Consider the following 24,759-nt stretch of genomic DNA (forward strand, 5'->3'; position numbering starts at 1 on the left):
GCGGTGGCCGGGCCGGACCTGGACCTCATCGGTCTCTGGGTGCCGAGATTCAGCCGTCGATCGCCTTCTGGATGTTCTCCACCATCGCCGTCCAGGAGCCGGCCGGGTCCTTGGACTTGCCCGTCATGAGCTCGACCTCGGTGACGCCCCAGAACTGCCAGACGGAGCCCATCTCGGGGATCGAGGGCATCGGCGAGGTGCCGGCGGCCTCGGAGAACTGCTTCATGATCTCGTCGTCGACCTGGCCGGCGGCCTCGGTCGAGGCGGGGGCGCGGCCGCCGGCCTCGGCGAGGCGCAGCTGCACGTCGGCCGAGCCGAGGAAGTTGGTGACGAAGTCGTTCGCGACGAGCGCGTTCTGCGTCTTGGCGCTGATGAACGCACCCTGCACGCCCACGAACGGCTGGGCGGGCTCGCCGCCGGCGCTCGGGACGGGGAGCACGGAGATGTTCATGTCCGCGGCCGTGAACTCGCTCGCGTACCAGGGGCCGGTGACCATGTACGGCGTCTTGCCGTCCAGGAACAGCTGCTTGGCCTTCTCGCCGTCGATCGCCGGGTCGAGGACGCCCGCGTCGCCCAGCTCGGCGACGTACTCGGCGAACGCGGTGCCGCCGTCGCCGCCGAGCGCGAGCTCGGTGCTGTACGAGCCGTCGTCGTTCTGCGCGAAGACGGGGGCGCCGAACGAGGTCTGCAGCGGGTACAGGTGGTACGCGTCACCCTCCTCGCCCTGCTGGATCACGACGGGGTACTTCGCGCCGGTCTCGTCGTTCTGCGCGAGCAGCTCGTCGAACGTCCCCGGCGTCTCGGCCACGAGGTCGTCGTTGCGGACCAGGGCGATGTTCTCGACCGCGTAGGGCACGCCGTACACGGCGCCGTCGTACGTGAAGCCGGCGACGGAGACCTCGGAGAACTCGCCGGCCTTCTCGCCGAGCTCGACGGGCTGCACGACGCCGTTCGTGACGAACTCGCCGGTCCAGTCGTGGGCGCCGACGACGACGTCCGGGCCCTTGCCCGTGGGGACCTGCTGGACGAACTCCTCGCGGATGTCGCCCGAGGCCTTCTGGACGACCTCGAGGTCGATGCCGCGCTGTTCCTTGTAGTCCGCGGCGAGCTCCTTGAAGATGTCGATCCGGGTCTCGTCGACCCACACCGTGAGGCTGCCCTCCAGCGCCGGCGCGGCCGACGACTCCTCGCTCGCCGGCTCCTCGCCGGCCGAGCACGCGGCCAGCGCCAGCGTTGCGGTGACGGCGGTGACTGCCGTCAGGATGCTCCGTCGCATCGGTTCTCCCGTGGTTCACGGCCACGACCCGGTGGCCGCGGACCTGATTCCGATCTCGTGAGTGCGACGGTAGAGCCGCTGCAAGGAGGTTTGCAAGTTCTTGCGATAAAGTTTCAGCATCGGTCTGCCGCGGCGCAGGTCGGGCCGTGGTCGCATCCGGCGACGGCGGTCATGGAACGGTTCGACGACGAAACGGTGACGGGATGAAGACGACGACACGCCCGGCCTCATCTAGGCTGCCTTTCGTGCGCACCCGACTCTCCGACCTCGCAGCCCAGGCGGGCGTGTCCACGGCGACGGTCTCCCGCGTGCTGAACGGGAAGCCCGGTGTCGCCGGGGAGACCCGCCAGGCCGTCCTGACCGCCCTCGACGTGCTCGGCTACGAGCGGCCCGCGGCGCTGCGGTCGCGCCCCGCGGGCCTGGTGGGACTCATCGTCCCCGAGCTGTCGAACCCGGTGTTCCCCGCGTTCGCGCAGGCGATCGAGTCGCAACTGTCCGAACAGGGTTACACGCCGCTGCTGTGCACCCAGTCGCCGGGCGGTACCACGGAGGACGAGTACATCGAGACCCTCATCGACCACGCCGTCGACGGGATCGTGTTCGCCTCCGGCAAGCACGCCGACATGCGCGCCTCCCGTGAGCGCTACCAGCGCCTGCGCGGTCGCGGCCTGCCGATCGTCTTCGTCAACGGCTTCGCCGAGGGCATCGACGCCCCGTTCGTCTCGCCCGACGACGCCGCCAGCATCGAGCTGTCGGTACGCCACCTGGTCTCGCTGGGGCACCGCAGGATCGGGCTCGCCATCGGCCCGGACCGCTTCGTGCCGGCGCGGCGCAAGATCGACGCGTTCTGCGCGGAACTGGTCGCGCACGAGCTCGCCTCGAGCGCCGAGGAGGTCAAGGCCAAGCACATCGTCGGCACGCTGTACACGCTGGAGGGCGGGCAGGCGGCGGCGAGCGAGCTGTTCGCCGGCGGCCACACCGGCGTCGTCACCGGGAGCGACCTCATGGCGCTCGGCGCGATCCGCGCCGCCCGGCAGCAGGGCCTGTCCGTGCCCGGCGACGTGTCGGTGGTGGGTTACGACGACTCGCCGCTGGTGGCCTTCACCGATCCGCCGCTGACCACCGTGCGCCAGCCGGTCACCGAGATGGCCCGCGCCGCGGTCTCGGCCCTGCTCAGCGAGATCCACGGCGAGCGCGCCCCGCGCACCGAGCTGCTGTTCACCCCGGAACTGGTGGTCCGCGGCTCGACCGGGGCCGCGCCGAACCCCCGGTGACGGCCCGCCGCGGCGCCGGAACGCTGCCGCAGCGGGTGATATCCGGCCCGGCCGACGCGCTACCTCGGTAGCCCTGATCGGCTGTACGCTGTCTGCAAAGATTGCAACAATGTTGCAGCGGCGCCGTCCCCCGGCACGGCGCCGGGCCCGTTCCCCCCGAGACCTCGAGGACGAATCACCGATGACTCGCACCGAATCCGCCGTGCCGCTGACGGCAGGCGAATCGATCCATGCCGCCGCGACCGGCTCCGAGTGGTGGCGCGACGCCGTCATCTACCAGGTCTACCCGCGCTCCTTCGCGGACGGCAACGGCGACGGCATGGGCGACCTGCCCGGCGTCACCGCGCGGCTCGGGCACCTGGCGCAGCTCGGCGTCGACGCGGTCTGGCTCAGCCCGTTCTACCGGTCGCCCCAGAAGGACGCCGGGTACGACGTCGCCGACTACCGCCAGATCGATCCGCTGTTCGGCACGCTCGCCGACTTCGACGCGATGCGCTCCCGCGCCCACGAGCTGGGCCTGCGCGTGATCGTCGACCTCGTCCCGAACCACACCTCGGACCAGCACGTCTGGTTCGCGGAGGCGCTGGCAGCGGCTCCGGGTTCGGCCGCACGCGAGCGGTACATGTTCCGCGACGGCAAGGGCGCCGACGGCAGCGAGCCGCCGAACAACTGGCAGTCCATCTTCGGCGGCCCGGCCTGGACGCGGCTGGCCCCGGCCGGCCACGACGGCCCGGCGGGCCCGCAGTGGTACCTGCACCTGTTCGACTCCTCCCAGCCGGACCTGAACTGGGAGAACGAGGAGGTCCGCGCCGAGTTCGAGAACGTTCTCCGCTTCTGGCTGGACCGCGGCGTGGACGGCTTCCGCGTGGACGTCGCGCACGGCATGGTCAAGGAGCCGGGCCTGCCGGACTGGGCCGGCAAGGTCGCCATGGTCGAGGGCGCCGACGCCGGTCAGCCGGGACGGGCCGGGGCGACGTCGTCGGACGGCACCCCTGTGAGCAACACCGCGGCGGACGCCGCGGAGGCGGAGTCCGGCGGCTCGAACGAGGGCCCGATGTTCGACCAGGAGGGCGTGCACGAGATCTACCGCGCCTGGCACAAGGTGCTCGCCGAGTACGACGACGAGCGCTGCCTGGTCGCCGAGGCCTGGGTCAGCCCGATGTCGCGCCTGGCCCGGTACGTGCGCGACGACGAGATGCAGCAGGCGTTCAACTTCGCGTTCCTCACCACCCAGTGGGACGCGGCGGCGATCCGCCGCGTCGTCGCCGAGTCGCTGGAGACGATGGACGCGGTCGGCGCGCCGACCACCTGGGTGCTGTCCAACCACGACGTGGTGCGCCACGCCTCCCGCCTCGGGCTGGACGAGGTGGCGGACGGCCCGCTGAACGGGATCGGACCGGAGGATCCCCAGCCCGACGCCACGCTCGGCCTGCGCCGCGCCCGCGCCGCGTCGCTGCTCATGCTGGGGCTTCCCGGTTCCGCCTACGTCTACCAGGGCGAGGAGCTCGGCCTGCCCGACCACACCACGCTGCCCGACGAGGTGCGCCAGGACCCCGCGTTCTTCCGGACGAAGGGCAAGGAGGCCGGCCGGGACGGCTGCCGCATCCCCCTGCCCTGGGAGGCGGACGCCCCGGGCCTCGGCTTCGGCGCGTCGGGCGAGACCTGGCTGCCGCAGCCGGAGGCCTACCGCGCCCTGGCGGCGGACCAGCAGTACGGCGTGGCCGGCTCGACGTTCGAGATGTACCGGAACGCGCTGGAGCTGCGCCGCGCGGAGGGCCTGGGCCGTGGCGGGCTGTCGTGGGTGACGGGGTACGCCGGGGCCGCCGACGTCATCGCGCTGCGGGTGGCCGGCGTCGTCGTCCTGAGCAACCTGGGCACGACGCCGGTCGTGCTGCCCGAGGGTGCCGAGGTGCTGATCTCGTCGGCGCCGGTGGCGGGCGACGCGAGTGGCATCGCGGTGCCGTCCGACACGACGGTCTGGCTCCGCGCCTGACCTGCTCGCCGCCCTCGCCCTGAGCACGCTCCTGGCCGTCCCCGCGTCCCGCGGGGGCGGCCAGGCCGTCGTATGTGCCCGCGACCGTCACGCCGGGGCGTGGTCCGCCTGCCGTCTGCCGATCGAGACGTCCACGGCCGTCGTGTTCGACGCGTCGTGGCCGCTGCCGAGGAAGCCCGCGTCGCGCAACCGCTGCTCGTAGGCGAGCAGGCCCGGATCGGTGCCGGCCGCGAGCGCCTCGCGGTACCCGGCGGAACCGTGGTTCGCGCCGATGTCGAGGAGGCCGCCGGGGCTGTCGCCGAACGTGACCTCGGTGTGCGAGGGGCCCGCCTGCTCGTGGCCGCCGGGCGGGCCGGGGAGGACGACGCCGGGGACCGGGCCGGGCAGGGCCGGCGCGTCGCCGAGGTCCAGGCGCGGCACGAGGTCGTTGCGGTGGGCGAGCTCCAGGACGTGCACGCGGGCGTCGAGGCGCTCCGAGTCGACCGGCGATCCGTAGACCATCGCGTGGGTCACGTGGTGGGCGGACACGAAGCCCGGGTCCGAGACCAGGTCGGCGACCGTCATGCCGCCCTGGGAGTGGCCGACCAGCATCACCTCGGCGCCCGGCGGGATCGCCGCGTTCCGCATCGCGAGCTCGACCGACCCCGTCATCGTGGAGGTCCCGCCGCCCGCCGTGACGAGGTTGCCGGTGAGATCGGCGGGGTTGCCGCCGGTGGACGGGTTCCACTCCTGCGTCCCGGGGACGCTCACGACGACGCGCGGCCCCCGGGCCGTCTCGATCGTGGTGACGCGGACCTCCGGGCCGGAGGTGTCCTCGACGGCGGACACCAGGTCCTCGAGGTCGCGCGGGTAGTGGCCCTCCCGGTCGAGGTCGACGGCGACCGGTTCGCCGGCCACCGGCTCGCCGTCGTCGAACAGGTCGAGGTCGACGCGCCCGCCGGTGCCCGTGGTCAGGGCGGTGTCGGCCAGCGCCCCGCCGAACAGCGCGCCGGACGCGACGATCTCGGTGGTGCGTGGCCAGCGGCCCTCCAGGATCGAGCCGCCGGTGGCGTCCCAGAGCTGACCGCCCGCGTCCAGGAGGTTGTCCCAGCTGTCGGCGACGACGGAACCCGGGCCGGAGTGCCACCCGGCGAGGTCCGGCGCGTGGTCGCCCGGCCGGCCTGTTGACCCGGCGAAGTCGCCGGCCGGGCCGCCGGGGAAGAGCGCGGCAGCGGTTCCGCCGCCGTTGCCGCCGCCGCCCCCGTCGCCCGACACCGCCGTGCCCTCTCGGCCGTCGTCCGCCGAGGTCTCCTCCTGCGCGCCCGCGTTCCGCTCGGCGACGTCGCCCGCCTCGTGCAGCGCCGCGGCGATCCGCGCCATGGCCGGCGCGAGGTCGCCCGACCAGATCTCGCGCAGCACGTCGACGTCGGGCCCGTACCCCTCGAAGCCGAGGACCGCGTGCCCGATGGTCTCCCGCGCGGCGTCGAGCTGCCGGGAGTGCTCCCGGAACGTGCGCGCGAGGTCCCGGACCTGCTCGATGTCCTGACCCCAGAGCTGCGCGGCCGTGGAACCTGGCATCGTGCTCTCACCTCCGTCGTCGCCGCTCGCCGCCACTGCGCGCGCAACGTACCGAGATGAAGTCTGGAACACCACGAAAATCCTTTTGAACCAGACATGGTCGAGTTCACCGGCCGGTCAGCCGCTCGTCATCCCGGACGCCGACGGCGCACGACGCGCCGGGCATCGGCGAGGATGCCCGGCGCGTCGTGCGTTCGGGTACCGAACTCAGCGGGCCTCGGGCCCGGCCGGATGGGGAGTTATCTCCATGTGTCGTTCAGCGTCAGCGCTCCGCCGGAGCCGACCGTCGCCGTGCGATTGGCGCCGCTCTCCCAGATCACCGTGCCGTTGCCGTCGATCTTCACGTACTTGTACTCGAACGAGGTTCCCGCGGGCAGGTCGACGGTGCCCTTCCAGACCGGGTACGACGCCGCCGACAGCGCGACGCCGTTCGCCGGGGTCCAGTTGCCGAGCTCCGGCCGGTTGCCCACGAGGTACACGTTCTGGCCCCAGGTGGTCGTGGCGGTCACCGCGACCGAGACGTCGGCGGACGCCGTCGGGGTGGGCGACGACGACGGCGTCGGACCGCCGCTGCCCGTCGCACCGATGTGCACGGCGAGCGCGCCGTAGGCCGGGAGCGTGGCGGTCAGCTGTCCGGAGCCGTTCACGGTGAGCTTCCTCGAGCAGTCGCCGGAGGCGACCACGTCGCAGTACGTGCCTTCCGGGAGCGAGGTCTGGTAGGTCCTCGTGACGGACGACCCCGTGTTGTTGATCGCGACGTGGCCCTCGCTGCCGCGGCCGTAGGAGATGTGGTTGGCGCCGTCGTCCCACCAGTTGGTGACCGGCGTGCCGGTCACCTCGTTGCGGAAGCCGACCATGCCCTTGATCTCGGTCAGCCGCTGGGTGCAGGTGAACGCACCGTCACAGCTGGCGTCGGGCACGGTGGTGTTCGTCGAGCCCGGGACCCCGGCGTCCTTGTCCGTGAACTCGTAGCCGGAGTAGACCGTCGGCGAGCCGTACGGCCAGGACAGCATGAACGTGTTGGCGAGCAGGTACTTGGCGCCCCACTTGTAGTTCATGGTCTCGCCGTTGCGCTCGGTGTCGTGGTTGTCCACGAACACGCCGGCGCTGCCCGAGGGCAGCTTGCCGTCGCCGATGTAGCGCAGGTTCTTGATCTGGCCGTCGAAGTCGCTCTTGAGCTGCCGGGCGTAGCTGAACTCGTGCACGTCGCCGCTGCCCGTGTACTCGGACGGCTGGATGGGCTCTCCGGCGGCCCCGATGACCTCGTGCACCCAGTAGGAGCCCGAGGTCTCGGCCTTGATCGCCGCGAGGTCGGTGGCCGGGATGTGCTTGGCGGCGTCGATCCGGAAACCGTCGACGCCCAGTGACCTCAGGTCGTCGAAGTAGTCCGCGAGCCTGCCGCGCACGTAGCTCGACCCGGTGCGCAGGTCCTGCAGGCTCACCAGGCGGCAGTTCTGCACCTGCCAGCGGTCGCCGTAGTCGGTGATGTCGGTCCTGCAGTCGTTGAAGTCGGCGGCGCCGTAGATCCCGGGGAACGAGTCCTGGCCGTAGCTGCTGCCCGCCACGCCGGAGCCGGAACCGGCGGCCGTGTGGTTGACGACGGCGTCCGCGATGACGCCGACGCCCGCGTCGTGACAGGCGGTGACCATCGCGGCGAACTCGGCGCGCGTGCCGAGCTTGGACTCGATCCGGTAGGTCACCGGCTGGTACGAGGTCCACCACTGGGAACCGGTGACGTGCTCGTTCGGGGGCGAGACCTGCACGTAGGCGAAGCCCGCGGGCCCGATGGTGTTGGTGCACTCCGCGGCGACGGACGTCCACGTCCACTGGAAGAGGTTGAGGATCACGTCCTTGCCGTCGCGGGGCGGCGTGCTGGCGGCGGCGCTGTCCGACGTGGTCAAGGACACGAGGCCGGCGGTCATCAGGGTCGCGAGAGCCGCGACCAAGGCTGTGAGCAGGGCGAACAACGGTGTTCGGCGCGTCATTGCGTCTCCTGGGTGATTCGGTCGTGCTAGGGGGGTTGAATACTCTTGCAAGAAATTGCGAGCGCTCTTGCAAGACGATACAGCCGGGCGACACGAATGAGAAGACCACACCGGACAGTCGTCCGGCAGGACGGAGATCACAGCGAGGACCGCCGAGGGTTTGGGAGAATGGGCCCCGTGACCGCCACGATCGAACGCACCGAACCGCACGCGCCCACCGGCACGGCGGCGCCGGCCCCTGTGCTGCCCCCGCTGCGGATCGGGCCGATCACGGTGCGTACGCCCGTGGTGCTCGCGCCGATGGCGGGCGTCACGAACACCGCTTTCCGCACGCTGTGCCGCGAGGCGGGCCGCAGCGGCGGCTTCGACCCGGGGCTGTACGTCGCGGAGATGGTCACTTCCCGCGCGCTGGTGGAACGCAACGAGGCCGCGCTGCGCATCGTCACGTTCGGCGAGGACGAGCAGCCGCGCTCGGCCCAGGTCTACGGCGTCGACCCGGCGACCGTGGGGGCCGCGGTCAGGCTCATCGCCGAGGAGGACCGCGCCGATCACGTCGACCTCAACTTCGGCTGCCCGGTCCCCAAGGTGACGCGCAAGGGCGGCGGCGCCGCCCTGCCGTGGAAGCGGCAGCTGTTCACCGACATCATCAGGGCCGCCGTCCGCGCCGCCGAGCCCCACGGGATCCCGGTCACGATCAAGATGCGCAAGGGCATCGACGACGATCACCTGACGTACCTGGAGGCCGGGAAGATCGCGGAGGGCCTCGGCGTCGCCGCCGTCGCCCTGCACGCGCGCACGGCCGCGCAGCACTACTCGGGCGTGGCGGACTGGGAGGCGATCGCCCGGCTCAAGGAGACGGTCCGGACCGTGCCGGTGCTCGGCAACGGCGACATCTGGTCGGCCGAGGACGCCCTGGAGATGGTGCACCGCACCGGGGCCGACGGCGTCGTGGTGGGCCGGGGCTGCCAGGGCCGCCCCTGGTTGTTCGCCGATCTGGCCGCCGCCTTCAACGGCTCGGACGCGCGGATCCGCCCGGGGCTGCGCGAGGTCGCCGACGTCGTGTACCGGCACGGCGAGCTGATGATCGACTACTACGACGGCGACGAGCAGCGCGGCGTGCGGGACCTGCGCAAGCACATGGGCTGGTACCTCAAGGGCTATCCGGCCGGCGGCGAGGCGCGCCACAACCTGGCCCGCGTCTCGACGCTCGCCGAGCTCCGCGAGCTCCTCGACGGGCTGGACCTCACGTTCGGTTACCCGGGCGAGGACGCCGAGGGCCAGCGCGGCCGTGCGGGCAGGCCGAAGAAGCCGCACCTCCCCCAGGGCTGGCTCGACTCCCGCGAGCTGAACGCCGAGTTCGAGGCCCGCCTGCGCGAGGCCGAGCTGAGCGTCAGCGGCGGCTGACCGCATCGAGCACCGGCGTCCGGTTCCCGGTCCCGACGAGCAGCCACTCGTCCCCCACCGGCAGCGCGCGCCCGGTCAGCAGGGCGCCCGGCCGGATCCGGGCCGCGATCCTGTGGTGCATCGCCTCCCGCAGGACCAGCCGGTACACGCTGCCGTCCGCCAGGTTGCGCCCCGCGACCCGCCTGCCGGGTCCCGGGAACGTGAGGACCTCGAACGCGCCGAGGATCCCGCCGTCCCGCCAGCGATCCAGGATCCGGTGCTCCGCGATCGTCAGGGAACGGGTGAAGTCGATGTAGCGCTCGGCGAGCGTCCGGCGCCCGGGACCCCGGCGGTCGAAGAGCAGCGAGTCGACCGCGATCTCGTGGGCCCGCTCGTCGAGCGCCGCCGGCGGCCCGCACCGTGGCGGCCCGCACCGTGGCAGGCTGTCCTCGGGCGTCTCGAGCACCCCGAGCGCCCACTCCATCGCGTCCATGAACCGGTCCCGGAACCCGGAGGACACCACGTAGGCGTCGAGCCGGTCCTTGAGCTCCGCGGCCAGCCTCATCTGTGATTCAGCGTCCATACCCTCAATCCTCCGGCATCAACATCGTCAACCGGCACCTTTATCCACAGGTATATATCGACAGGAGCCAGGCAACATCGCCGGGTGATCCTCGCACCACACCGGTCATACCATCCTGGCCTGCGGAAACGCTCCCGGCCACTCCCCTGGGGCCCCCATCGCGCTCCCTGCCCGCTCCCTCGACCAGGCATCGACGCCACCCCTCTCGGCATGGAAAGATTCTGGTGATATCACCGTGCGCCACAAGCGCCTAGGGAAAGGTGGGGCATGTCCCAGGAGAAATTCCTTGGATCGTGGGAGTTGCGGGCCGCGTTCGCCCGGGCCCTCTCGGACATGTACGGGAAGGAGGTGCCCGCCTACACCACGCTGCTGGAGGTGAGTCGCGAGGTCAACGCCGACTTCGTCGCCGCTCACGGGGCGGACGCCGAACGGCTCGGCTCGATCGACCGCGTGACCGCCGAGCGGCACGGCGCGATCCGGGTCGGGACCCCGGCCGAGATCTCGCAGGTCGCGCGGGTCTTCGGGGCGATGGGGATGCGTCCGGTGGGGTTCTACGATCTGCGCGACGCGTCGTCGTCGTCCGTCCCGGTGATCTCCACGGCGTTCCGGCCGGTGGACCGCGCGGAGCTGGCCCGGAACCCGTTCCGCGTGTTCACCTCGATGCTCGTCCCGGGCGACCGGCGGTTCTTCACCCCGGACCAGGAGCGGCGCCTGGACGAGTTCCTCGCGGCGCGGGTGCTGTTCCCGCCGGAGCTCCTGCTGCTCGCCGACCGCGCCGCGGCCGAGGGCGGCCTGCCCGCGTCCGGCGCCGCCACGTTCCTGCTGCTCGCCACGAAGGCCTTCGAGCTGTCCCGGGAGCCTGTCGACCAGGCCTGGTACCGCGAGCTCGAGGCGGTCTCGGCCGTCGCCGCCGACATCGGCGGCGTCGCCTCCACGCACATCAACCACCTCACCCCGCGCGTCCTGGACATCGACGACCTCTACGCCCGCATGACCGCCCGCGGGATCACGATGATCCCCGCCGTCCAGGGCCCGCCGCGCTGGGACGGGCCGGACGTGCTCCTGCGCCAGACGTCGTTCCGCGCGCTCGCCGAACCGCGCACGTTCCGCACGGCCGGCGGTGAGATCGTCGAGGACGCCCTGCGCGTCCGGTTCGGCGAGGTCGAGGCACGGGGCATCGCGCTGACGCGCGACGGCCGTTCCGCGTACGACGCCGCCGTCGCCGAACTGGACGAGCGCGCCGCCGGGCTGGACGAGGCCGGGCGGCAGCGGATCGGGCGGGAGATCTGGGAACGGACGTTCCCCGCCACCGAGGCGGAGCTCGCCGCGCGAGGCCTGGGGTTCTTCACGTACGAGCTGGCGGACGACGACAGCCACGACGCACCTCCGAGCGGGCCCGGGCCAGTCGCCGGCCCGGGCCGCACGCCGGCTCCCGGCGCAGAGACCGGGACGGACCACGGTTCCCCGCGGCCGGGCCGGGCTCCCCGGGTGGTGCGCGCGCCGGTCGTGTACGAGGACTTCCTGCCTCGTTCCGCCGCGGGGATCTTCCAGTCGAACCTCTCCGACGAGGGGGCCAAGGATTCCGCGCAGGCGGGCGCCGAACGCGACGCGGACTGGATGGAGGGAGCGCTCGGCCGCGAGCTCGCCGATCCGTTCGAGCTCTACGCGCGCCAGGTCGACGAGTCCCGCGAGGCCGCGGCGGCAACGCTAGGCGTAGCCCCGCAAACACTCTGACAACACCACCGGCCGGACCATGGCCCACGAGGTTTCGTTGCCGACCACGAGCTTTCCGCAGAGCCCACTCGGACGATGCTCGCCAAGCTCGTGGTCACCATCGGAACCTCGTGGTCGGCAGCCCGGCTCGCCCGGCGTCGTCGGGCCCGGCATTCTTCGAACAGGCACTTCTCGACACCCCGGAGGACGATCATGACCGCCACCACCCCGGCGACCACCCTTTCCCCGCTCGCGGCGGAGCTGCGCGACGCGGCGCTGGGCGCGCTGCGGCGCCTCGGCGCCGCGACCGACGCGACGGTCTTCGCCGACACGACCGGCCCGGCCCGCCGGCGGCCGGACGAACCAGGCGACGACGCCGCTCCCGCCTCCGTGCCGCCCGCTCGGCTCGGAGTCGTGTCGCCGCTGTGCGGCGAGACCATCCTCGGCGTGCGGCGGGACGACGACGAGGCGACCCGGGACGCCGTCGGGCAGGCCGCCGACGCCTTCACCGCCTGGCGCTCCGTGCCCGCGCCCGTCCGCGGGCACGTGGTCAAGCGGTTCGGCGAGCTGCTCGCCGAGCACAAGGCGGACCTCGCCGAGCTGGTGACGATCGAGGCCGGGAAGATCACCAGCGAGGCCCTCGGCGAGGTGCAGGAGATGATCGACATCTGCGACTACGCGGTCGGGCTGTCGCGGTCGATCGGCGGGCGCACCATCCCGTCCGAGCGGCCCGGTCACCGGCTGATGGAGACGTGGCACCCGCTCGGGGTGGTCGGCGTGATCAGCGCGTTCAACTTCCCCGTCGCGGTGTGGGCGTGGAACACGGCCGTGGCGCTCGTGTGCGGTGACACGGTGGTGTGGAAGCCGAGCGAGAAGACGCCGCTGTCGGCGATCGGCGCGCACGCGCTGCTGGCCCGGGCGCTGACCGAGGCCGGGTACGCGCCCGGGATCTCGGGCCTCGTGCTCGGCGAGCGCGACGCCGGCGAGGCGCTCGTGGCCGACACGCGGGTCGCGCTGCTGTCGGCGACCGGGTCGGAGCGGATGGGTGCGCAGGTCGCGCCCGTCGTGGCCGCGCGCATGGGGCGGTACCTGCTGGAGCTCGGCGGGAACAACGCGGCGATCGTGGCGCCGTCGGCCGACCTCGACCTGGTGACGCGCGGCGTGGTCTTCGCCGCGGCCGGGACGGCCGGGCAGCGCTGCACCACCCTGCGCCGGCTGGTCGTGCACGCGTCGGTCGTGGACGACGTCGTGGCGCGGCTGGTCCGGGCGTACGCGGGCCTGCCGATCGGCGACCCGCGGGGCGAGGGCACGCTCGTGGGGCCGCTGATCGAGGCGGGCTCGGCCGAGCGGATGGCGGCGTCGCTCGCGGAGGCGCGCGCCGACGGCGGCGAGGTGCTCGCCGGTGGTGAGCGGGTCTCCGTGGACGGGGCGCCCGACGCCGCCTACGTGTCCCCGGCGATCGTGCGGATGCCGGCCCAGACCGCCGTGGTGCGGCGCGAGACCTTCGCGCCGATCCTGTACGTCCTGACCTACGAGGACCTGGACGACGCGATCGCGACCCACAACGCCGTGCCACAGGGTCTGTCCAGCGCGATCTTCACGCTGGACGCCCGGGAGGCGGAGCGGTTCGTGTCCGAGGCCGGGTCGGACTGCGGGATCGCCAACGTCAACATCGGGACGTCCGGCGCGGAGATCGGCGGGGCGTTCGGCGGGGAGAAGTCCACCGGCGGCGGGCGCGAGTCCGGGTCCGACGCGTGGAAGCAGTACATGCGCCGCGCGACGAACACGATCAACTACTCGACGGAGCTGCCGCTGGCGCAGGGGGTCAACTTCGGCTGAGCGTCAGGCGGGGCGCCCGGCGGGGTGGTGGGGTTCCGGGGAAGCCACCGCCTCGTCGGGGCCGGCCGACGGCGGTCGCTCGCCGGCGGTTGCTCGCCGGCCGGGGCTCGCCGGCCGGGGCTCGCCGGCCGGCGACGGGCCGGTCAGGCGGAGGCCCTCCACTCCGTAGGGAGGGTCGCCGCGGCCTTGGACTCGCTGCTCCGCCAGCCCTCGCGGGTCGCGGTCACCACGCAGATCACGTCCTTGCCGGCGTGGGTGCCCGGGATCCACGCCCGCGGTCCGGTCTCGTAGTCGTTCTTGCTGACGATCTGCCCGGTCGCGGCGTCACGCCACTGCCAGCGGTAGGTGACACCCTCCAGCTGCTCGACGTCGCAGTGCCCGAACCAGCCCTTGTACACCTTGCCCGCGGTCCAGTAGATCGAGCAGCGGGGCTGCGCCACCTGCGGCTGGGGAACACTCTGGGTCACGACGGTGCGCACGGAGGACCGCTGGTAGCCGTCGCGTGAGCCGGCCAGCTCGACCTGGATCGCCTTCCCGACGTCGCCGATCGTGACGGCGTAGCTGCACGGGCCCAGGGCGCCCGCCGCGCCGCCGACCGTCCACCGGCATTCCCGTGAGGCGGGTTCGGGCTTCCAGCCGCTCGGTTGCGCGGTCAGCGTCGCCCCGACCCTGACCTCCCCGGCGACCGTGACGGTTCCGGTACCGAAGGTCTTGGGACCAGCGGGTTCCTGTCCCGGATCCCGGGGCAGCGGCGTCGTGTTCGAGGCGGGCGTCGTGCTGCTCGTGGGAACCGACGACGGCGACGGGGACGACGACGGTTTCGGGGACTGCTTCTTCTTCCCCTGCTCGTCGCCCGGCTTCTTCTCCCCGGCCCGGTCGCCTGCCTCGGAGCTCGGCTCATCGGTCGCGCCGGCCGAGCGTTCCGCGACGGGCGACGGCTCCCCGCCCCCACCCCAGAAGTGCCAGGCGGCGGCTCCGCCTCCCGCGGCGAGCACGAGGCCCGCCGCGGCGAGCACGACGACCAGGCCCCGGCGGGAGCGGGACAGGCCGGTGCCGCCGGGCCTCCCGTCCGGGACCGTCGTACCGCTGTCGGCGACCGCCGTCCCCGTTCTCAGCTGGGTCGGGTCGTCGAGGGTGCCCGTTCCGGTGGGCTCCGGCGCACGGTAGAGGGGAAGGTCCGCGCCGGGGGCTGGTCCGGTCACCGACCGGAGCAGGGCCGGCGGCGCCGGGCGGGCGGCGGGATCCTTCGCCAGGCATGCCTGGATCAGCCCGCGCAGGGCGTCCGGGACCGGGGCGAGCGCGGGCTCGTCGTGCACGATGCGATAGGTCAGCGCCGCCAGGGTGCCCGTCCCGAACGGCGCCCTGCCGGTGGCCGCCAGGTACCCGACCGCGCCGAGCGACCAGACGTCCGACGCGGGACCCACGGCCACGCCGCGGGCCTGTTCCGGCGACATGTACTGCGGGGTGCCGGGCTGCAGGCCGGTCGTCGTGAGCGAGGTCGCCTCGGACTCGGCCACGATGCCGAGGTCGATCAGCACCGGGCCGTCGGGGCCGAGGATCACGTTGCCGGGCTTCACGTCCCGGTGCACGAGGCCCTCGCGATGGACCGCCTCGAGCGCCTCGGCCAGCCCGGCGACGAGCTCCCGGACGGCGTCGTCGGGCAGCGCGCCGTGTGCGGCCACGACCTGGGCGAGCGTCGGCCCCGCGATGTACTCCGTGGCGAGCCACGGCACGGCGGCGTCGACGTCGAAGTCGATCACCGCGGCCGTCCGGCGGCTGCGCACGCGGGTCGCCGCGGAGACCTCGCGCCGGAACCTGGCCCGGAACTCCTGGTCGCCGGTGCTCTCCGGGTGGATCACCTTGACGGCGAGGAGACGCCCGCTGCGGGTCGCGCCGAGGTAGACGGCGCCCATGCCGCCGCTCCCGATCCGCCCCCGGATCTCGTACCCCCCGAGTTCCACCGGGTCTCCCGCGACCAGAGGCTGGACCTGAGGCCGGGGCACGCGCCCAGCGATATCGAACAGCACCACGAACTCCTCGAACTGTTGAGTGCCCTGGGCGGACGTCGCGAGATCCCAGGTCGCTGGCCGAGGCTATCGGAATTGACCCGATCTGTTCGAACCGGGTGCGGACACACGGGGCGTTTGTCCGGGTCGCGTGGCGTCCCGGACACGGAGTCCTCTACGCGGGAGTATCCGCGCGAGGTCGCGGCGAAGCGTCGCGGACGCTCCGCCGCGGACGCTCCGCCGCGGACGCTCCGGCGCGGTGCTCCGGCGCGGAGTTCCGGCGCGGTGCTCCGGCGCGGAGTTCCGGCGCGGTGCTCCGGCGCGGAGTTCCGGCCGCATCCGCCACGCGGCGGCGGGCGGGCGCCCGGAACTCCGCGCCGGGCTCAGCGGGTCGGGTCCGGGGCGAGTTCCGCCGCGACCTGCGGGAGCAGGCGGTCGTCGAACCCGAACATCGCCTGGTTCTCCCAGGCGTTGCCCGAGGACGGGTCCTCCGGGTCCCAGCCGTTGCCCGCGACCGCGGTCCACGCGGGCTCCCACCAGACGACGCCGAGGCCGCGGCCGCCGGGTGCGGCCGCCGTCACGTCCTGGACCGCGCGGAACCACGCCGCCTGTCCCGCCGGGGTCGCGGGATAGCCGGCGACCAGCTCGCCCGACGTGTTGACGACGTTCTCCCAGGCAGGGGCGTCGTCAGCCAGCGTGAACGGGTAGGCGGTCTCCACCACCACGACGTCACGCTGATACCTGGCGGACAGCGTCGAGATCGCGTGCTGCAGGTCGCCCAGCGAACCGTGCCAGTAGCCGTAGTAGCTGAGGCCGATGAGGTCGAACGGGACGTCGCGTGCCGTGACCTCGTCGAACCACCAGGTCAGCCCGCCGATCCCGTTGTTGATGTTGGTCAGGTGCAGGATCGTCCTCGCCTGCGGGAAGACCTCCTTGGAGGCGTTGTGGCCCGCCGTGAGGAACCGGGCCAGGTTGTCCCACTGCGCCCCCGGGACGCCGTCGTCCGGGTCGACGTCCCAGGTCTGGCCGTGCGGCCACATCATGCCCGGGTTGATCTCGTTGCCGATCTGCACGTAGTCGACACTCACCCCGGCGTCGCGCACGGCGGTCAGGACGTCCCGGGTGTGATCCGCCAGCAGCCCGGCCATCTCCGCGGGGGCCGCGTCCGCCCAGGCTGCCGGGGTGCCCTGGGCGCCGGGATCGGTCCAGCGGTCCGAGTAGTGGAAGTCGATCATGACGGCCATCCCGGCCGTCTCGGCGCGCCGGGCCATGGCAGCGACCTGGGTCGCCGTGTTGTACCCGTCGGCCGGGTCCACCCAGACCTTGAGCCGGGCCAGGTTCATCCCCTTGCTCGCGAGCAGTTCGACCGGGTCGGCCACGGTGCCGTTCGCGTCACGGTAGACGGCGCCGAAGTCCTCGTTCTTCGCGACGCCCGACAGGTCGCCGCCGCGGATCCCGCGTGTCGCCTGCCCGCGCACCAGTTCGACGTCGTCGACGTTCACCCAGGCACCCGCGGGGCCGTCGGTCGCCACGGACACCGTGCAGGTGCCACCGGGCGAGTACGCCGAGACCGACAGGCGCACCCACGAGTCGTCCGCCTCCGTCATCGGCACCCCCGTGGACGCCGCCTCGGCGCGGCCGTTGCCGCACCACAGCCACAGGTCCGTCGCGCCGAGCCCGCCGCCCGCCCGCACCATCGCGCCGGCGGTCCACCAGCCCGACAGCACCGTGACCCGCTGGCTCGTGGTCACGGAGAACTCGCGGTCCGCCCAGTGCGTGAGCCGGTTCGCGGACGACGTGCCGCCCGCCTCCGTCTTCGCGGCCGCGGCGCCGCCGGCGGGCGAGGTGATCGTCCAGCCCGCCAGCCCGTTCTCGAAGCCGGGGTTGGTGAGGGCGACCACGTTCCGCGCGACGGCCTCGGCCCGGGGCGCGCGCTCGGCGGTCACCGCGGCAGCCGCGCCCGCGGGCAGGGCCAGGGCCAGCACGGCCAGTGATGTCAGTACTCGTCTCCTACGCATACGTCCTCCTTGACGTCGTGTCTCTCGTCCGTACCGGGACCGGCGGATCTCGCGGGTTCGGATGGCCCGCCAGGTTCCGCCGGTACCGGGTCCGGTCATGCGACTTCGGTGGTGCTGCCCGTCGGTGCTGGTGTCGCGGTCAGCGCTCCTGGCGCAGCACCCGCACCGCCCCCGCCGGGACGATCACGCCCGGATCGACCGTGCCCCCGGCCAGCAGATCGGTGGCCGAACCGCCGAGCGGCAGCTTGGCGTCGGCGGCGCCGTGGTTGATCGCGATCACGTAGCCGGCCCCGTCACCGTGGCGTCGGATCACCTCCAGGTCCTCCGGGAGGCCGGACGGGGCCAGACCGGCGTCGGCGTACACGTCCGCCATCACGGTGGCGAGGGTCTCGACGTCGAAGCTCGTCGAGACGTACCAGCCGGTGCCTGCCCCGTACCGGTGCCGGGTGACGGCCGCGCCGCCCGGCTTGGGCCCGCCGGCATAGGTTCCGACGGTCTCGGCCCCCGCCGGCGTCAGGTCGTCGGCCCACACCGTCCCGGTGAGGTCCGCCGGAGTGTCCTGTCCGTGAGCGCCCTGGTACCTGACGGTCAGGCGCTCGCCGGCCCGCAGCGGCAGGAACTCCTCGACGGTCACGCCGAGCGCGTCGCGCAGCGGGGCCAGGAACCCGCCCTCGTGGACCGCGTCGTTCTCGTCGACGATCGCCGAGAAGTACGAGACCAGGAGCGTGCCGCCGGCTTCCACGTACCGCGTCAGGTTCGCGGCGCCCTGGGCGGTGAGCAGGTAGGACGCCGGCGCGACGACCAGCTTGTAGCCGCTGAGGTCGTGTTCCGGGCGCGCGAGGTCGACGGTGTGGCCGTCGCGCCAGAGGCGGTCGTAGAACGCGTCGACGCGCTCGCGGTGTCCGGCGGCCTCGCTGGGGCGCCATTCGAGGTCCTGGGCCCAGAACGACTCGGTGTCCCACAGGAGCGCGACGTCGGCGCGCACCCGGGAGCCGCGGAGCTCGGCGAGCTTGCCGAGGTCGGCGCCGAGCTCCATCACCTCGCGCCACACCCGGCTGGACGTGCCGGCGTGCGGCAGCATCGCCGAGTGGAACTTCTCCGCGCCCGAGCGGGAGGCGCGCCACTGGAAGAACATGATCGCGTCGGCGCCGCGGCCCAGGTGGGAGAAGGAGTTGCGGGCCATCTCGCCGGGACGCTTGGCCACGTTGCGGGGCTGCCAGTTCACGGCGGAGGTCGAGTGCTCCAGCAGCAGCCACGGCTTGCCCCCGGCGACCGACCGGGTGAGGTCGGCAGCGAGCGCCAGGCCGACCTCGGCGCGGGGGTCGGCGGCCGTCAGGTAGTGGTCGTTCGAGACGACGTCCACCTCGCGGGCCCACCGGAACAGGTCGGTGGACGGGCACGAGGCGGCCATGAAGTTGGTGGTCACCGGCACGTCGGAGTGCTCGCGGATCGCATCGCGCTCGGCCGTGAAGCAGGCCAGCAGCTGCGTGTCGGTGAAGCGCGCGAAGTCGAGCCGCTGTGCCGGGTTGACCGTCGTCGGCGCGGCGGCCGGGACCTGCACATGGTCCCACTCGCCGTAGACCTGGCCCCAGAAGGCCGTACCCCAGGCGGCGTTCAGCGCGTCGAGCGTGCCGTACCGCTCGCGCAGCCACCGGCGCCAGGCGCGCTCGGCGTGGACGGAGTAGTCGTCGGAGACCGGGGCGCCGTACTCGTTGTGCACGTGCCAGAGCGCCAGAGCGGGGTGCCGCCCGTAGCGCCTGGCGAGTTCGGTGGTGATCCGGACGGCCGCGCGGCGGTAGGCGGGCGCGCTCGGCGAGACCATGCCCCGGGAGCCGGGGCCCATCACGGTGCCGTCGCGGGTGACGACGCGGGTGTCCGGATGGGTGGCGTAGAACCAGGCGGGCGGTGCGGCCGTAGGGGTGCCGAGGTCGACGCGGATCCCGTTCGCGTGGAGCAGCTCGATGACGCGGTCGAGCCAGCCGAAGTCGAACTCGCCCTCGCGCGGTTCCAGCAGCGCCCAGCTGAAGATCCCGATGCTGACGAGGTTCACGCCCGCTTCTCGCATCAGGCGGACGTCCTCGGCCCAGACCTCCTCGGGCCACTGCTCGGGGTTGTAGTCGCCCCCGTAGCAGAGGGTTTCCGTTCCGGGCAGCCAGCCGTCGTAGGCGGGCCCGACGGGCGGGTGACTCCAGGGCATCGATTCTCCTCGACACAGCGTCGTGCGGTCTCACCGGGACGGAACGATCGTTCGGTCTGTGTACGGTCCCAGTCGTTCTGACCCACAGTTCACACCAGGATCGGGCAGGAACGCAAGCTCTCGCCGGAATCTGTGGACACCTTGCGCCGGCCGGACCCGGGCTCTACTGTGACCGTGCACAGCCGTACACGGAAGAACTCACGCTGTCGTGAAACGGCCGGGCCCCAGCCCGTCCGCGCGATGGTCCTTGACGAGGAGGACAGATGCGCCTGACCCCAGGCACCAGGAGGACCGGTGCGGTCTTCGCCGCCACCGCTCTGCTCGCCGCCGGTTGCTCCGGCTCCACCGCCGAGCAGCCCGGCGAACCGGCCGGCCCCGTCGAGCTCACGTTCTGGACGTGGGCCCCCGGCATCGAGAAGGTCGTCGACACCTGGAACGCCGAGAACCCCGGCATCCAGGTCACCGTGAACAAGCAGGACGGCGGCGAGGGCGCCGTGACGAAGCTGCTCACCGCGATCGAGGCGGGCTCCGGCGCGCCCGACGTCATGCAGGCCGAGTACCAGTCGATCCCGAACCTCGTCTCCAGCGAGGCGCTCGCGGACATCTCCGGCGAACTCGGCGAGGACACCGCCGGGCACTTCGCCGAGGGTGTCTGGACGGCGGTCACCCTCGGGACCGACGCGGTCTACGCCGTGCCGCAGGACTCGGGCCCGATGCAGTTCTACTACCGCGCCGACATCTTCGAGGAGCACGGCCTCGAGGTCCCCGCCACCTGGGACGAGTACGCCGAGGTCGCCCGCGAACTGCACGAGAAGGACCCGGAGAAGTACCTCGGCACGTTCTCCGCCGCCGACCCCGGCTGGTTCGCCGGCCTCACCCAGCAGGCGGGCGCGTCCTGGTACGGGATCGAGGGCGAGGCCTGGTCGGTGAACGTCGACGGCCCGGAGGTCACGCGCGTGGCCGAGTACTGGGGCGAACTCGTCGAGGAGGGCGTCATCGACAACAAGCCGATGTACACCCCGGAGTGGAACCAGGGCCTGAACGACGGCACCCAGGTGGGCTGGCTGTCGGCGATCTGGGCGCCCGGCGTGCTCGCGGGGAACGCACCCGACACCGCCGGGAAGTGGGAGATGGCGCCGATGCCGCAGTGGGACGAGGGAACCGAGGCGACGGGCGCCTGGGGCGGCTCCGCGACAGCGGTCACCACCCAGTCGGAGCACCCGGCACAGGCCGCGCAGTTCATCGAGTGGCTGAACACCGACCCCGAGGCGGTCAAGGCCCTGGTGGAGGAGTCCGGCCTGTACCCCGCGGACATCCCCGGCTCCGAGGACGCGCTGTCCGCCCCGCCCGAGTTCTTCTCGAACCAGAAGGACTTCTACGAGATCGCCGCGCAGACCGCCAGGACCACGCAGCCGTTCGTCTACGGGCCGAACATCAACGTGGCGTACAGCGCCTACGAGGACGAGTTCGCCAAGGCGACCAAGGCGAAGGACGCCGGCGCCTTCACCGACGCGGTCACCGCGATCCAGCAGATCACGACGGACGACCTCGTGAACTCCGGATTCAGCGTCGCGGAGTGACGATGACGGACCCCACCCGAACCGACGCACCGCGCCGGCGGGCCCCCGAGGCACGCCGCCCGGCGCCGGCCGGCGTGCTCGAACTGCCGCCGGCCACCAGCACACGACGCGGCACCGCCCCCGGCCGCGGCCGCACCGGTGGCGCAGCCCCCGGCCGCGGCCGCACCGGCCCCCGCCGCCACGCCGCCCCCTGGCTGTTCCTGTCCCCCGCGATCGTCCTGTTCGCCGCGTTCCTCGCGGCGCCCATCGGGTACGCCGTGTACCTCAGCTTCCGCACCGAGAAGGTCAGCGGCCTGGGTCTCGGCGCGGGCTCCCGCCAGGAGGTATGGGCGGGCCTGGAGAACTACGGCTCCGCGCTGGCCGACAGCGAGTTCCTCGCCTCGGTCGGCCGTGTCGGGCTGTACGGACTGATCGTCGTGCCCGTCATGCTCGGCGCTGCGCTGCTGTTCGCCCTGCTGCTCGACGCCCGCCGGGCACGCGCCCGCAGGTTCAGCCGCATCGCGATCTTCCTGCCGTACGCCGTGCCCGCCGTGATCTCGTCCCTGCTCTGGGGCTTCCTGTACCTGCCGGAGGTCAGTCCGTTCTACTGGATCTTCGAGCGGTTCGGCTGGTCCGTGCCGTCGCTGTTCGAGTCGGACCTGGTGATGTTCGCCGTCGCGAACATCGCGATCTGGGCGGGGATCGGCTTCAACATGGTCGTGATCTACACCGGGCTCAAGGCGATCCCGCAGGAGCTGTACGAGGCCGCCGAGCTCGACGGCGCCGGCCAGCTCGGCATCGCCTGGCGGATCAAGATCCCGATCGTGACGCCCTCGATCATCATGACCTTCGTGTTCTCGATGATCGCCACGCTCCAGGTCTTCGCCGAACCCACCACGCTGCGACCGCTGTCGAACGCCATCTCCAGCACCTGGACGCCCCTGATGAAGGTGTACCGCGACGCGTTCACGCGCGGCGACCTGTACGCGGCCGCCGCGACGTCCGTGATCATCGCGGTGGCGACGTTCGTGATCTCGTTCGGGTTCCTGCGCCTCGTGCAGTCCCGGGCCTTCGCCTCGGAGGAACGATGACCGCCGTGACCACCACCCCGGACGCCCTCGTCCCCGCCACGCCCCCGCGCGCGCCGCGGCGCCCCGCGGGGGACCGCCCCAGTGCCGCGGCCACCGCGATCCTGCTGGCCGGGGCCCTGTACTGCCTGCTGCCCGTCGTCTGGGTCGTCCTGGCGGCGACGAAGAGCCCGGCCGAGCTGTTCTCCACCCTCACCTTCGTGCCCTCCGCCCACCTGGCCGACAACATCGCCGAGCTCTCCGCCTACCGGGACGGGGTCTTCTGGCGCTGGATGCTCAACACCGCCCTGTACGCCGGAGCAGGCGCGGCACTGTCCGTCGTCGTCTCCGCGCTGGCCGGATACGCCCTGGCGAAGTACTCCTTCCGCGGCAAGCGCGTGGTGTTCGACATCCTGCTCGCCGGGGTGCTCGTCCCGGGCGTCGTCCTCGCGATCCCGCAGTACCTCCTGCTGGCGCAGGTGGAGCTGACGAACACGTACTGGTCCGTGCTCCTGCCCAGCATCATCAGCCCGTACGGCATCTACCTCGCCCGCATCTACGCGGCCGCGGCCGTACCGGACGACGTCGTCGAGGCCGCGCGCACCGACGGCGCCGGGGAGCTGCGCACGTTCGTGCAGATCGCGGCTCCCATGATGACGCCCGGGCTGGTGACCGTTTTCCTCTTCCAGTTTGTCGCCATCTGGAACAACTTTATGCTTCCCTACATCATGCTCGGCGACGACAAACTGTTCCCGCTCACCGTGGGACTCTCCGGACTGCTCAACCAGGGCGCATCGCAGCCCGCCATGTACACCCTCGTGGTGACCGGCGCGCTGCTGTCGATCGTGCCCCTGATCGCCCTGTTCCTGCTCCTGCAGCGGTTCTGGCAGGTCGACCTCGCCGCGGGGGCCGTCAAGGCGTGAGCACCGCGAACAAGAGACCCACTATCCGCGACGTCGCGGCCGCCGCGGGGGTGTCCCGCGGCACCGTGTCGCGCGTCCTCAACGGCGGCAAGTGGGTCTCCCCCGAGGCCCACCACGCCGTGGAGCGGGCGATCGTGGAGGTCGGGTACGTGGCCAACCAGCACGCCCGCTCGCTGGTCACGTCCCGGTCGAACTCGATCGCGTTCCTGCTCACCGAGCCGCAGCACCTGCTGTTCGAGGACCCCAACTTCTCCGTGCTGCTGCGCGGGGTCGCCGAGGAGCTGTCCGGCCGGGAGATGCCGCTGCTGCTCATGGTCGCGGGCACCGCGGCCGAGCGGCGGCAGATCACCCGGTACGTCGCCGCCGGGCACGTGGACGGGGTTCTGCTCATCTCGTCGCACCGCGGCAACCCGATCGTCGCCGACCTGATCGACCACGACGTCCCGGTCGTCGCGTGCGGCGTCCCCCTGGGGTTCGAGGGCAGGGTCGGGTACGTCGCGGCGGACGACAGATCCGGGGCGGTCACGATGACGCGCCACCTGCTCGACCGGGGACGCACCAGGATCGCGACCATCACGGGCCCGCTCGACACCCCGGGCGGCACCCTGCGCCTCGAGGGATACCGGCAGACACTGGGCGAGCGGTTCGACGAGTCCCTGGTCGCCACCGGCGACTACACCCGCGAGTCCGGCCGCCTGGCCATGACCGAGCTGCTGGAGCGGCGCCCCGACCTCGACGCGGTGTTCGTCGCCTCCGACCTCATGGCGGCCGGGGCCCTCGCCGCCCTGCAGGCCGCCGGCCGGAGCGTGCCCGGCGACGTCGCCGTGGGCGGGTTCGACGACTCCGGCGTCGCCGCCGCGATGCACCCGGCCCTGACCACCATGCGCCAGCCGTTCGCCCGCATCAGCTCGGAGATGGTCCGGCTGCTCCACGAGGTGATCAACGGCGAGGAGCCCGCGGGGATCACGCTCCCGACGTCGCTGGTGGAACGCGACTCAACCTGAGGCCGACCGGCAGTCCTTGCACGTCCCCCACAGCTCGATGGTGTGGTCGATGTCGGTGAAGTCGTGCGAGGCGCCCACCTTGGCGGCCCACGTCTCGACCGTCGGGCCGTCGATCTCGATCGTGCGGCGGCAGGACCGGCACACCAGGTGGTGATGGTGCTCCACCCGCTCGCACCGCCGGTACAGCACCTCGCCGTCGGCGTTGCGCAGGTGATCCACCTCGTGGGTTTCCGCGAGGGTCTGGAGCGTGCGGTAGACCGTCGCCAGCCCGACCGAGTCGCCGCGCGCCCGCAGCATCTCGTGGAGCTGCTGCGCCGAGCGGAACTCGTCCTGCTCGTCGAGCACCTCGGCGACAGCGGCCCGCTGCCTGGTCATGCGAGTG

17 protein-coding genes are annotated in these 24,759 nt (G+C 72.5%); 9 read left to right on the plus strand and 8 right to left on the minus strand.

The window, feature by feature from the left end; genetic code table 11:
- Positions 1-49 precede the first annotated feature (49 nt).
- Positions 50-1,276 (minus strand): sugar ABC transporter substrate-binding protein, encoded by a 1,227-nt coding sequence (locus ABD208_RS13705; RefSeq protein WP_344103776.1) that lies wholly within the window; start codon positions 1,274-1,276, stop codon positions 50-52.
- Between the two features lie 203 nt (positions 1,277-1,479).
- Here ABD208_RS13705 and ABD208_RS13710 point away from each other — a divergent pair, with 203 nt between their 5' ends.
- Both ABD208_RS13710 and ABD208_RS13715 read left to right on the plus strand, forming a co-directional pair.
- Positions 1,480-2,550, plus strand: coding sequence for a LacI family DNA-binding transcriptional regulator (locus ABD208_RS13710; RefSeq protein WP_344103778.1), 1,071 nt, complete (start codon positions 1,480-1,482; stop codon positions 2,548-2,550).
- A gap of 181 nt (positions 2,551-2,731) precedes the next feature.
- Positions 2,732-4,543: a glycoside hydrolase family 13 protein gene (locus tag ABD208_RS13715; protein WP_344103782.1), complete on the plus strand. Its 1,812-nt coding sequence runs from the start codon at positions 2,732-2,734 to the stop codon at positions 4,541-4,543.
- A gap of 87 nt (positions 4,544-4,630) precedes the next feature.
- On the opposite strand, the gene ABD208_RS13720 is transcribed toward ABD208_RS13715, so the two are convergent.
- Together ABD208_RS13720 and ABD208_RS13725 are read right to left on the minus strand one after the other, a co-directional pair.
- Entirely contained in the window at positions 4,631-6,100 is a 1,470-nt protein-coding gene (locus ABD208_RS13720; RefSeq protein ID WP_344103784.1) for a hypothetical protein, read from the minus strand.
- 239 nt (positions 6,101-6,339) lie between these two features.
- Positions 6,340-8,085: a carbohydrate-binding module family 20 domain-containing protein gene (locus ABD208_RS13725; RefSeq protein ID WP_344103786.1), complete on the minus strand. Its 1,746-nt coding sequence runs from the start codon at positions 8,083-8,085 to the stop codon at positions 6,340-6,342.
- Positions 8,086-8,253: 168 nt separating this feature from the next.
- On the opposite strand from ABD208_RS13725, the gene dusB reads away from it, so the two are divergent.
- On the plus strand, positions 8,254-9,489 hold the full coding sequence (gene dusB, locus ABD208_RS13730) for a tRNA dihydrouridine synthase DusB (RefSeq protein ID WP_344103789.1): 1,236 nt from the start codon (positions 8,254-8,256) through the stop codon (positions 9,487-9,489).
- On the opposite strand, the gene ABD208_RS13735 is transcribed toward dusB, so the two are convergent.
- The gene (locus ABD208_RS13735) at positions 9,476-10,051 is read right to left on the minus strand and encodes a hypothetical protein (protein WP_344103791.1); all 576 of its coding nucleotides are present in this window, start codon (positions 10,049-10,051) and stop codon (positions 9,476-9,478) included. The genes dusB and ABD208_RS13735 overlap by 14 nt on opposite strands.
- A 267-nt stretch (positions 10,052-10,318) precedes the next feature.
- On the opposite strand from ABD208_RS13735, the gene hglS reads away from it, so the two are divergent.
- Both hglS and amaB read left to right on the plus strand, forming a co-directional pair.
- Positions 10,319-11,785 (plus strand): 2-oxoadipate dioxygenase/decarboxylase, encoded by a 1,467-nt coding sequence (gene hglS, locus ABD208_RS13740; protein ID WP_344103793.1) that lies wholly within the window; start codon positions 10,319-10,321, stop codon positions 11,783-11,785.
- Between the two features lie 192 nt (positions 11,786-11,977).
- Positions 11,978-13,603: an L-piperidine-6-carboxylate dehydrogenase gene (gene amaB / locus ABD208_RS13745; RefSeq protein ID WP_344103795.1), complete on the plus strand. Its 1,626-nt coding sequence runs from the start codon at positions 11,978-11,980 to the stop codon at positions 13,601-13,603.
- Between the two features lie 143 nt (positions 13,604-13,746).
- Here the strand turns inward: amaB and ABD208_RS13750 are convergent, their stop codons facing one another.
- The 3 genes from ABD208_RS13750 to ABD208_RS13760 form a co-directional block, all read right to left on the minus strand.
- Positions 13,747-15,630 carry a serine/threonine-protein kinase gene (locus ABD208_RS13750; protein WP_344103797.1) on the minus strand — a complete coding sequence of 628 codons (1,884 nt, stop codon included), beginning with the start codon at positions 15,628-15,630 and terminating at the stop codon, positions 13,747-13,749.
- A gap of 362 nt (positions 15,631-15,992) precedes the next feature.
- Positions 15,993-17,627: a glycoside hydrolase family 53 protein gene (locus ABD208_RS13755; RefSeq protein ID WP_344103799.1), complete on the minus strand. Its 1,635-nt coding sequence runs from the start codon at positions 17,625-17,627 to the stop codon at positions 15,993-15,995.
- A gap of 139 nt (positions 17,628-17,766) precedes the next feature.
- A complete protein-coding gene (locus tag ABD208_RS13760) occupies positions 17,767-19,824 on the minus strand; it encodes a beta-galactosidase (protein ID WP_344103803.1) in 2,058 nt (685 codons plus the stop codon).
- A gap of 263 nt (positions 19,825-20,087) precedes the next feature.
- Between ABD208_RS13760 and ABD208_RS13765 the strand changes: the two genes are divergently transcribed.
- Genes ABD208_RS13765 through ABD208_RS13780 form a run of 4 tightly spaced genes read left to right on the plus strand, consistent with a single transcriptional unit; the run spans position 20,088 to position 24,377 of the window.
- Positions 20,088-21,404 (plus strand): ABC transporter substrate-binding protein, encoded by a 1,317-nt coding sequence (locus ABD208_RS13765; RefSeq protein ID WP_344103805.1) that lies wholly within the window; start codon positions 20,088-20,090, stop codon positions 21,402-21,404.
- Between the two features lie 2 nt (positions 21,405-21,406).
- Complete coding sequence (locus ABD208_RS13770; RefSeq protein ID WP_344103807.1) at positions 21,407-22,474, plus strand: carbohydrate ABC transporter permease; 1,068 nt, start codon at positions 21,407-21,409, stop codon at positions 22,472-22,474.
- A complete protein-coding gene (locus ABD208_RS13775; protein WP_344103809.1) occupies positions 22,471-23,373 on the plus strand; it encodes a carbohydrate ABC transporter permease in 903 nt (300 codons plus the stop codon). Before ABD208_RS13770 ends, ABD208_RS13775 begins: the two co-directional genes overlap by 4 nt.
- The gene (locus ABD208_RS13780; RefSeq protein ID WP_344103811.1) at positions 23,370-24,377 is read left to right on the plus strand and encodes a LacI family DNA-binding transcriptional regulator; all 1,008 of its coding nucleotides are present in this window, start codon (positions 23,370-23,372) and stop codon (positions 24,375-24,377) included. Before ABD208_RS13775 ends, ABD208_RS13780 begins: the two co-directional genes overlap by 4 nt.
- On the opposite strand, the gene ABD208_RS13785 is transcribed toward ABD208_RS13780, so the two are convergent.
- On the minus strand, positions 24,369-24,752 hold the full coding sequence (locus ABD208_RS13785; protein WP_344104162.1) for a Fur family transcriptional regulator: 384 nt from the start codon (positions 24,750-24,752) through the stop codon (positions 24,369-24,371). The two genes, ABD208_RS13780 and ABD208_RS13785, sit on opposite strands and share 9 nt — an antisense overlap.
- Positions 24,753-24,759 lie beyond the last annotated feature (7 nt).

The organism is Myceligenerans crystallogenes (genome assembly GCF_039529775.1).
In the GTDB taxonomy this organism is placed as follows: domain Bacteria; phylum Actinomycetota; class Actinomycetes; order Actinomycetales; family Cellulomonadaceae; genus Myceligenerans; species Myceligenerans crystallogenes.